Here is a 7,711-nt window from a genome sequence, read left to right on the forward strand (position 1 = left end):
CGTGGCTGGCCTTCGCCATGCGTGAAGGCCTGAGGTACCGCGGACGGGTTGTTTTGGGTGACTAGTTCAGAACGTTGTTTTCGTAGGCGAAGGCGACGAGCTGGATCCGGTTCTTGAGTTTGAGTTTTGCCAGGATGCTGCCCACGTGGGACTTCACGGTGGCCTCGCTGAGCACCAGTGACGAGGCGATCTCGGCATTTCCCAGGCCTTTTGCGGCCAGAAGAAATACGTCGCGTTCCCTCCCGGACAGGTCCGCCAGTGCGGCGTCATTCCCGGAGGAAGGCGTGGTGTAGTCGCGCAGCAGTTCATTCGTGATGGCCGGGGCGATAACCGAGTGGCCCGAATGAACCGTTCGGATGGCAGCCAGCAGGAACTCAGGTGTCGTGTCCTTCGTCAGGAAGCCCGCGGCGCCGGACTGGATTGCACGGACCACAGCTTCGTCGTGCTGGATGGTGGTCAGAACAATGATCTTAACGCCGGTCCCGGCGGACGTCTCGAGGATTGTCCTCGTGGCGGTAAGCCCATCCATGACAGGCATGCGAATATCCATCAGGAGCACATCCGGACGTGTCTCCTGAACGAGTTTGACGGCAGTTTCTCCGTTGACCGCTTCGCCCACGAGATCCATATCCGGCTGGCTCCGCAGGATCATTTTGAGTCCGGCACTGAACAGCGGCTGGTCATCGGCCAAGGCAATCCGAATCGGATCAGCGGTCATGGCGTTGCTCCTTCCAAAACGCGGAGGCCGGGCTCGTTCGGGCCAGCTTCGGGGCGCTGGCCAGGACCTGCCGAGGGAAGGAACGCCATCACCTCGAACGTTTCCTCACCTCGGATTGTTTCGACCCAGCCGCCGGCGGCAGCGGCACGGGCAGTCATGCCTGCTATCCCGCGTCCCGGCATGGTTGTGTCCGGCGGCGCCTCGAGGCCGCCGCGAAGGAGAGACGAACTAACCCGTAGCTCAAGGGACATTACGGTCCAAATCAGCTGCAGGTGCGCTCCCTTGGTGCGGTCTGCGTGCTTGAAGGCATTCGTCAGGCTCTCCTGCGCCAGTCGGTAGATCGTCAAGTGCTGCAGGGAGGTCATCTCCCAGGGTTCCCCGGTCGTTTCGATCAGGACCCGCATGCCGCTGGAGCTCAGACGTTCAGCAAGAGTCACCAGATCATCGACCTTTTGCACCGGCTCGGCGGTGATTTCGGTGGAAAAACCTTCGATCAGCCTCCGCGTTTCGACCAGGGCCGTCCTCGCGGATTCGGCGATAACCCTGGACGCATCCTCGACGGATTCCGGCTCAGTACGGTGGATGAAACGTATTCCGTCCGCCTGCGACACGATAACTGTCAGTGAATGTGCCAGAACATCATGCAGCTCCCTGGCGATTCTGTTGCGCTCCTGTTCGAGAGCAAGTTCGGTCGTCGTTTCCCGCAATCGGGTTTCCGCCGCGAGCTGTGCCCTCCTGCTCCTCGAGACGTTATTTACTGCCATACCTACGGCCCAAGCTGCGAGGTTCAGCGCGGCGAACGCCCCGAAGATCAGAAAGGCGTACGTGAGGGTTCGCAGAACGCCCCTGCCATACAACTGGTTGCCGAAGATGAAATTGATCCAGGTCTGGTCAGTGAACCAATTGACGGTCGTAATGCCGGCAAAGACGACCGCCGCAACCGGGATTAACCACGTGTTCCGGGTTCTCCAGCCGATCACCGCGAAGAAGATAACCACCGGAACGGCCGCGTAACTCAGCACGCCCGACAAAAGTATCAACGGGAAGACCTTGAAACTCTGAAGCACCAAGGCGACGAAAACCAGCCCAAGGGCAGCCGCCGGCAGCATCTCCGCCACGGCAATACCGGTCAAGAGCGTCAACAGCAACGCACTGTTCCGGTCGAAATGCCGCTCTTCGAGGATCAGAAGGGTCCCCAGAAGCAGCACGGCTGTGGTGGGTGCCGCGAGGAACCTCAGATGGTTGGTCATCGTCTTGAACATGCATTCACCCTAAGCGGGCTCCCCCAACACAAAGGCCCATTCTGGATGAGTTCCAACCCGATGATGAACAAGTTCATCCGCCCGGATGACCGAAGGGAGCCCATGGCCGCCCGGTCAGGGTCGCATTCCCATGAACCGCTCGTTCTTGACCACCTGGGGCAAGAGGCTCGTTCTTGACCAGAGGGATGGACGGGAACGACCAGTTTTCGGCCCGGTCAGGGCTCGGCTAGAAACGCTCCACACGGTCGGACGGCAACGGCGGAGAATCCATCCTGCTACGCCTCGTGCCAGGTGAGCCGTACGTCCTCGCCTGGGACAAGCTCAGGAAAGCTCATTCGCCCTCTGGACGACGCAAGAAAAATGGGCGAATCCTTCTGCGGCCAACGCCCGCGGTCTGGATAGATCCCCACTCTTCAAATAGCGCCCTGTCAGCGTTGGTCAGCGGCGTTGTGCTGGCCGCGGTCATTCCGAGCCGGTCGGCAGCAGTGAGTGCGCACCCGGCGAGCGTCGGCGGTTACGAGGACTGGTGGAAAGCTACTCCTGACTCGGATGATGTGACCGGGCTGCCGTTGGAAACGGTGACCGCTGACACGAACAGCGGCGAAATCATCGATGTCTCCAACCGGGCGAAGAAAGACGCCGGGCAGACGACGTCGGTATCCGACATTGACTTTGACGTTGTTCCGGATCCCACCTGGCCGCGGGACACGATAGTCGTCATCGACACCGCCACCGGCGACGTGATCGAACAGTTCCGGCCACGGACATCAGAGTAACGGCGGTGGAAACCAGCAGCCGAGGATGCAGCCCCGGCTCACCAGGAGCGGATGACACGGGCACAAAAGTGGTCTGTGGCCCTTTCACTTGTGGGAGCAGTAGTTTCCTTGCCGGCGGCCGGTCCCCCTCGGAGCCGCATTCGGATACTACCCATCCCGAATGGACTGCATGCAGAAGACCCTTGATTCCGGTTCCTACGAAGGCGAACTGCTTGAGTATGTCAACTATTGGTGGCCCCGGCGGGTCGGCTATTTTCCGGCTCCACCAAATGGCTGTCGTATGCTGGCTGGATGGCCCGCACGGGAAGAGAACGCATTGATGGTGACCCGATTTCGTCCAGCGTTTACGGTGCGCTTATGGACAAGCTTTCTGCGCTGGACGGGTGTGAGCTGCAGGAGAACGCGTCGTCGCTCCACGTGGCCCACGGTCGAGCGTTTCTTGGTATCCACCCCCGCCGTGGCGGGATTCTGGTCAACATCGTTCTGACCAGGGAACTCGAATCGGCACGGATTCACCGAGCCGAGCGTGTGTCGGCCAGCCGGTGGCACAACGAAATCATCCTGAAGGACCCCGCAGAGATCGACGCCGAACTGCTCGCCTGGATCATCGAAGGATATGCCCACACGGCCTGAGCTGCATTCGGATAATCACGGGCCGTCGACTCGGTTCCTAGACTGCCTGCCGGGCCGGAACATGACGAAACAGCTGTGTCGCATGGTCGGGTTCGTTTTCCGAGAGAGAGAAGGTCAGGCCGCCAGTACCGGCAGCCCCGGGCGCGGCTCCGCTTCCACCGGGGCAACGACGCTGAACCTGTAGTCAGACTGCAGCGGATCTACTTCGATCGGCAAGTGGTGGGACCGTTCGCAGGAGCGAAGTTGCTCCAGAGCTGCCGCCTCGATCTGGGCGCCGGTCATATCGATCTCTATATCCAAGCCAGTCACGAGGGAGTTGGCGCGTTTCATCACCGCATACAGGCCTCGGATACTTTCCACTGTCACGTGACCCTTGGCGGCCACCTGGGCGCGCGCACAGTCCAGGTCCACGCGGACCAACACATTCAGCTTGTCTGACACGGCGCTTCTTCTCAGTGGACAGGGACCGCGACGCTGCGGCCCTCGCCAAGAATAGACCTCGAATGTGACCTGCGCAACATTTTGGCGTCCAGCTCTGGCCGACCCGCAGACCGCCTCGGTACCTTGCTGATGTACGGCCGATGTGTCGATGAAGTGGACTGCCGCACCGCGCGCTCTGGGATGGCCTCGAAGCAATCTGATGATTCCCAGTCCAGGGAGGTTGGGTGGCCGGGTGGCCGGGCACAGCCGCAGGCAGCCGCACATCACTTCGCTCCAAACGCTGACGCGGACCGCGGACGGGCGGCGCGCGTCCATGCCTTTCGCCGAGACGGGCCCGCGGCACTCATCTGTTGCGCCCCGCGCTGAGCCGGCGTGACGAGCGCAGGACCCGGTCCAACCGCGCCCTGGATGACCCAGCGGTTGCCGTCAGGGTCACCGAAGAAAGCGAACTGCACACCGCCCATGTCTTGGATCTCACTGATACCGGCGCCGCGGCGCAGAAGCTCAGTGCGGGCAACGCCCAGGTCGAGTACGACGAGCTGCGGCCCCTCGAGGCTCCCGGGCGCCATGCTGGTCATTCCCGTTCCGATCACGATTGAAACGGCTGAACCTGGTGGGGTAAGTTGCACGACCCTCATACCGGGGATGTGCTCAACGTCGTGGTCGAGGACAAAGCCCAGCTTCTCGGTATAGAACGACTTCGACTTACCGACGTCGGCTACGGGTACTTGCACAACTTCAAGGCGCATCCCCATGCGCCTCACAGTACCGGCCCTGTGTCGGGACCATGGTCCCCTGCCTGCATAAGTTGATGTCTAAAATGCTTGATACTACGAGCCCTATAGGTCGAAGGCCCCTCGTGGACCGCGGCGCCGCCGGGTAGTTTTGTTGGTACCCACAGGCCGCGTGGGCACAGCGGAGTGAGCGCGGCCGTGGCAGGCGGCCCGCGCGGATGATCATGCGTGCCTTCGCGGGCCGCCGCCCTTCACCTGACTTGTTTCCCACGGTGGCGAATTCAGGAATCCGAGCCAGCCAACCAGTGGGTCGGTCCAGGGGTCGCGGTACCGAAAACGGTGAATGTGCGCAGACGTGGCGGCACGGTCCGGGCCCGCAGCTTGCTGACCCGGCTCGGCATTCCGCTGATATTGTCCAACTGTGACGCAGGAACTCTTCGACGGTGTTCCTACAACAGCGCCGGGTGAAGGGGCGGAAGATCGTGCCGATGTGGATGCAGGCGCTGTTGTGGGGAAGCGTCGCCGGTGGCGCGCTCGTGCTTGGATCCGGAATTGCCTGGCTCTGGAAGGTGCCCCCTCGCCTAGTCTCCACCGTGATGGCATTCGGGGCAGGAGTCCTTATTTCCGCGCTGGCCTTCGAGCTTGTCGACGAAGCAGTCCAGAGCGGCGGGCTCCTGCCGACCGTGGGCGGATTTCTCGCCGGTGCTCTAATCTTCGTGGGGTCCAACATTCTCCTGGCGCGCGCGGGCGCAAAGCACCGCAAAAGGTCCGATGAACGGCAGCCGTCCGAGCAGGACACACCGGGCAGCGGAACGGCCATAGCAATCGGGGCCCTGATCGACGGGATACCCGAATCGGTAGTCCTCGGACTGGGGCTGGTTGCCTCGGGCACAGTCAGCCCTGCAATGCTGGCAGCCGTGTTCATCTCCAACATCCCGGAAGGACTCTCGAGCACTGCAGGAATGAAGAAAGCCGGACGAAGCCCCCGGTTTGTTTTCGGCACGTGGACCGGAATCGCCCTCTTTTGCGGTCTGGCCTCCCTCCTAGGGTATTCAGCCCTGGAAAACGCACCGGCCGAGCTCATCGCCTTCATCACCGCCATCGCAGCCGGCGGCATCCTCGCCATGCTCGCCGACACCATGATCCCCGAGGCCTTCGAAGAACACCACAACCTCACCGGATTCACGGCCTCCGTCGGCTTTCTGACCGCGTTCACCATCCACCACGTCGGAGGCTAAGTATCGCGAAGGCGGCCAACCGCCGGCACCCACCTTTGCGGCTCTGCAGTGTGTACACCGGGGCCTGCTGCCCGGCCCCGAAAGTCGAAGGTGCAAGAGTCGTGGGGCACCGCCCACCCCGCCGCCACTCCTTGAACGGTGACAGTCCCCGGACCGCTATTCCAGGCGGGCGCGCACGACACCGTCTCAGAAGGATCGCGTTTTCGACGGATTCAGACTCGTCGTCGCCCGTTGGTTACGGGCCAGCCCTCCAACGGCCAGTGCGGATTCGGCGATTCCGGAACTTGGAGTCCTGGAGCATCCGGGAGCCGAGTGGACAGATCTGTCTACCTGCCTTAGCTTTGCTGTGAACACCTGCATGGAACGGTTTCAAACCGCGCTGAAGCCGCTCGGCGCCCGAGGCGAACGACGTTAAGGAACGGACATGACTTCGACACATTTTGGACGGTTCCTCCTCGAGGCTATGACCACCGATCGGGTATCCGAGTCCGGGTTGACCGCCGATGAGCTGTACGGGCTGTACACCAGCTGGTGCCTGCTCAACAGGCTCCAGCCCGAGCCTCCCCAGGAGCTGTGGGTTGCCCTCAGGACAGAGCAGATAGAGCCGGGCAACAACAATCTGGCCATGAGCGGCCCGGCCGCAACGGACTACATACTGGCCAGCACACCGGACCTCGTCTGATGCGCTGACAGGGCGACAGGGCGACAGGGCGACGATCCTTATTCAATCTGCCTTCCGATGCGAGCCGAAGGGTGTGCGGGACCGCGGTCGGCACCTGGCGCGGATCCTGGAATCCAAGCGACAAACGGTCCGCTGCTGCTTCTGGCAGCTCTCAAACCGGCTATCGATGGATCGTCGTGGGGCTTTACCTGGCGGCCGTGCCGACCGGCAGGTCGGGCGATGGCCGAGGTCTCAGGCGCCGGTTTCGTAGTGCGGCTCGGCGACCGGTTTGGACTCCGCGGAGCGGACCTCCCGCAGGTACACGGAGGCTCCGACGATGACAGCAACTGCCAGGAATTCGCTTTGCCAGTTCTGGAAGGACTCAAACCAGAACTGGGACGTACCCACATATTCCAACGCACCCATCGGGGGCTGGCCGTGTGCGAGTTGCTCTTCGCTGTAGGCGGCAGCACCGCCGAAGGCGTGCAGGACGATCGAGGCCGCGAAGAGGACAAAGAACAGACCCGAGAGTGAGTGCTCATAAATCTTCAGGACCCAGCCGCCGCGGCGCACCGGCCACGGGGTGTCAGGTCCCTTGCGTGCCGTTCGGGGGTCCTGGTCTTGGAGAGCGGCTTTGCCGACGGGTTTGGATTCGGAGGACCCCTTCTGGAACAGATACGCGGTCAACACCACGTACATGCCCATCTGCAGGAATTCGGACTCCCAGTTCTCAAACGTGGCCTCCACGAATGCCCCTGTGGTCAAATATTGGCCAATGGTCACGGCAGCTTGGCCGTGCGCGAGCTGATCCTCGCTAAAGGAGGCCGCTCCGGTGACCACCATCCCGCCGAAGAACACCACAAACAGCAGGATATTGGCCAGCAACAGCCCATGGTTCCGAATCCATTCACGCATTTGAGACCTCCTTCGAGACGGCAGAATCCGGCAGAACCGGCCCTGGCCGCACACCCACCAGGACTCATCCGATCGACGTGTTTCGCCGGGAGCTGGGATGCGCTGCAGTCCGAACATTACCCGGAGTTAGCAAGCACGCTTAGGATAATGGAGCTTTGCCGCATCAAGGCGCTGGAGGGCCCCGGCCGCCGAGCCTTCATGTGTGCCAGTTTGCCGGCCCGTTGACCACCATGCAGGCCCGCGGGTTCTATACTGCGCCTATGCCTGATATCAGACTCTGGCCCACCGGCCGCCTGTTGTCGACCGCCGCACGGCTCGTCGAGCACGCCTGGA

Annotated in this window: 8 protein-coding genes and 1 pseudogene; 4 read left to right on the plus strand and 5 right to left on the minus strand. The window is 62.1% G+C overall.

The window, feature by feature from the left end; genetic code table 11:
• Positions 1-61: 61 nt before the first annotated feature.
• Both J7I79_RS20335 and J7I79_RS20340 read right to left on the minus strand, forming a co-directional pair.
• The gene (locus tag J7I79_RS20335; RefSeq protein WP_214956384.1) at positions 62-718 is read right to left on the minus strand and encodes a response regulator transcription factor; all 657 of its coding nucleotides are present in this window, start codon (positions 716-718) and stop codon (positions 62-64) included.
• Positions 715-1,980 (minus strand): sensor histidine kinase, encoded by a 1,266-nt coding sequence (locus J7I79_RS20340; protein ID WP_214956386.1) that lies wholly within the window; start codon positions 1,978-1,980, stop codon positions 715-717. The genes J7I79_RS20335 and J7I79_RS20340 overlap by 4 nt, the downstream gene beginning before the upstream one ends.
• Positions 1,981-2,465: 485 nt before the next feature.
• Between J7I79_RS20340 and J7I79_RS20345 the strand changes: the two genes are divergently transcribed.
• Positions 2,466-2,756, plus strand: a complete 291-nt coding sequence (locus J7I79_RS20345; protein ID WP_214956388.1) for a hypothetical protein — start codon at positions 2,466-2,468, stop codon at positions 2,754-2,756.
• 291 nt (positions 2,757-3,047) lie between these two features.
• A complete protein-coding gene (locus J7I79_RS20350; protein WP_285291489.1) occupies positions 3,048-3,389 on the plus strand; it encodes a DUF5655 domain-containing protein in 342 nt (113 codons plus the stop codon).
• 114 nt (positions 3,390-3,503) lie between these two features.
• Here J7I79_RS20350 and J7I79_RS20355 read toward each other — a convergent pair whose 3' ends face one another.
• Together J7I79_RS20355 and J7I79_RS20360 are read right to left on the minus strand one after the other, a co-directional pair.
• Entirely contained in the window at positions 3,504-3,830 is a 327-nt protein-coding gene (locus J7I79_RS20355) for a hypothetical protein (RefSeq protein WP_214956391.1), read from the minus strand.
• Between the two features lie 389 nt (positions 3,831-4,219).
• A pseudogene (locus J7I79_RS20360) lies at positions 4,220-4,585 on the minus strand (VOC family protein); the annotation flags it as partial.
• A 461-nt stretch (positions 4,586-5,046) separates the two neighbouring features.
• Between J7I79_RS20360 and J7I79_RS20365 the strand changes: the two are divergent.
• Together J7I79_RS20365 and J7I79_RS20370 are read left to right on the plus strand one after the other, a co-directional pair.
• Positions 5,047-5,802, plus strand: a complete 756-nt coding sequence (locus tag J7I79_RS20365) for a ZIP family metal transporter (protein ID WP_214956401.1) — start codon at positions 5,047-5,049, stop codon at positions 5,800-5,802.
• A gap of 424 nt (positions 5,803-6,226) precedes the next feature.
• A complete protein-coding gene (locus J7I79_RS20370; RefSeq protein WP_214956395.1) occupies positions 6,227-6,484 on the plus strand; it encodes a hypothetical protein in 258 nt (85 codons plus the stop codon).
• A gap of 231 nt (positions 6,485-6,715) precedes the next feature.
• Here the strand turns inward: J7I79_RS20370 and J7I79_RS20375 are convergent, their stop codons facing one another.
• Complete coding sequence (locus J7I79_RS20375) at positions 6,716-7,378, minus strand: DUF6766 family protein (protein WP_214956397.1); 663 nt, start codon at positions 7,376-7,378, stop codon at positions 6,716-6,718.
• Positions 7,379-7,711 lie beyond the last annotated feature (333 nt).

It is taken from the genome of Arthrobacter sp. ISL-69, assembly GCF_018613775.1.
Classification (GTDB): Bacteria; Actinomycetota; Actinomycetes; order Actinomycetales; family Micrococcaceae; genus Arthrobacter.

What these genes read in the sequence shown, in the direction of transcription:
- J7I79_RS20335 (WP_214956384.1), bottom strand. Translation starts at nt 718, where the DNA reads ATGACCGCTGATCCGATTCGGATTGCCTTGGCCGATGACCAGCCGCTG.
- J7I79_RS20340 (WP_214956386.1), bottom strand. Translation starts at nt 1,980, where the DNA reads ATGTTCAAGACGATGACCAACCATCTGAGGTTCCTCGCGGCACCCACC.
- J7I79_RS20350 (WP_285291489.1), top strand. Translation starts at nt 3,048, where the DNA reads ATGGCCCGCACGGGAAGAGAACGCATTGATGGTGACCCGATTTCGTCC.
- J7I79_RS20370 (WP_214956395.1), top strand. Translation starts at nt 6,227, where the DNA reads ATGACTTCGACACATTTTGGACGGTTCCTCCTCGAGGCTATGACCACC.
- J7I79_RS20375 (WP_214956397.1), bottom strand. Translation starts at nt 7,378, where the DNA reads ATGCGTGAATGGATTCGGAACCATGGGCTGTTGCTGGCCAATATCCTG.